The organism is Acidobacteriota bacterium, assembly GCA_003225175.1.
GTDB lineage: Bacteria > Acidobacteriota > Terriglobia > Terriglobales > Acidobacteriaceae > Gp1-AA112.
The window spans coordinates 1-1,657 of sequence record QIBA01000224.1; the positions used below are offsets into that span (position 1 = coordinate 1).

Annotated in this window: 1 protein-coding gene; it reads left to right on the top strand. The window is 68.3% G+C overall.

Annotated features, from left to right (window positions below; all coding sequences use genetic code 11):
* Window positions 1-142 precede the first annotated feature (142 nt).
* Window positions 143-1,609: a transposase gene (locus tag DMG62_24800; GenBank protein ID PYY19266.1), complete on the top strand. Its 1,467-nt coding sequence runs from the start codon at window positions 143-145 to the stop codon at window positions 1,607-1,609.
* Window positions 1,610-1,657: the final 48 nt, after the last annotated feature.

A 1,657-nucleotide genomic window follows, 5' to 3' on the forward strand; every position in this document is an offset into this window, starting at 1 on the left:
AACGGACCAACGACTCAGGACACTAGCTTGATCTTTAACGTGTGACACGGTCCAAGTGGCCCCAGTGTCGCATGTGGACAGCCCTTGGTTGATCATTCTTCTTGCTGAGGGAAGAACGTCAACAACCAAGGGCCGTCTGGAGATCAGTGTGCAGGATCGGCGTGGGGATAACGAGTCTGGGACGCTGGCCGGCTTGCGGCGGGAGTTCTACGCCTGCCTGACCAAGCGAGCGGACGCGTTGTTCGAGTTGGCCGACGCGGTGCTGTGCGCGGACGGGCCGGTGCGGTCACTGGTCGAGCTGTCGCTGGTGGGTGAGCACCGCCGTGGACACGGTTGGCTGTATGCGGCGTTGGCCCGCGGCCGGTTGGACGTGGCCCGGCTCCGGACCGCGTTGTCCGCGGTGGCACTGCCGCGGGCGGCGGACGGGCGCCTGGTGTTGGCGGTGGATATCACGTGTTGGCTGCGCCCGGACGCGCACACCTCGCCGGAGCGGATCCTGTGCCACACCTACGGGCGCGGTAAGGATCAACACATCATGGTGCCGGGGTGGCCGTACTCGTTCGTGGTCGCGTTGGAGACCGGCCGCAGTTCATGGACGGCGCCGCTGGACGCGGTACGCCTGGCACCGGGCGACGACGCGGCCACGGTCACCGCCACGCAGCTGCGCGACGTGGTGGCCAGGCTGATCGCTGCTGGACACTGGTCGGCCGGCGATCCGGAGATCCTGATCGTGGCCGATGCCGGCTACGACGCGCCCCGGCTGGCGTGGCTGATGCGGGACCTGCCGGTGCAGGTGTTGGCCCGGATGCGTTCAGACCGGGTGCTGCGCCGCGCGGTCCCACCCAGGGCGCCGGGTACCAACGGCCGACCGCCGCGTCACGGCGGCGAGTTCATCTTCGGCGACCCGAACAGCTGGGGCCGCCCGGACGTGACCACCGTGACCGACACTCGCCTGTACGGGCAGGCTGTGGCGCGCAGTTGGGATCGGCTGCACCCGCGGCTGACCCGCCGGGCCGGCTGGATGGGCTCAGCGGACCTACCACTGATCGAGGGCACCGTGATCCGCCTGGACGTGGCCCGGCTGCCCAGCGGCGCGATCCCCAAACCGGTGTGGCTGTGGTGGTCTGGCACCGGCGCCACCCCGGCCCAGGCGGACCTGCTGTGGCAGGCATTCCTGCGCCGCTTTGACATCGAGCACACCTTCCGCCTGTTCAAGCAAACGCTGGGCTGGACCTGCCCAAAGGTCCGCACCCCGCAGGCCGCTGACCGGTGGACCTGGATGCTCCTCGCCGTCTACACCCAGCTGCGCCTGGCCCGACACCTCGCCGCGGATCTGCGCCGCCCTTGGGAGAAACCGGCGCGGGCCGAACGACTGTCACCGGCCCGCGTACGCCGAGGGTTTCGACACCTACGCGGGAAGACACCCTGCCCCGCCAACGCACCGAAACCCTGCCAACCAGGCCCCGGACGCCCACCCGGCCGACGCAACACGAAGCCAACCCCACGCCACGACGTACACATCATGACCACCGCGACCAGCACGAAAACCAACACCAACAAACCCACGAAGAAGAAGTCCATCAATCCCCGACCACGACGAACAGGTTAAAGATCAAGCTAGAGCGACCACCACCGCGGAGATCATGAGCACCGCCAT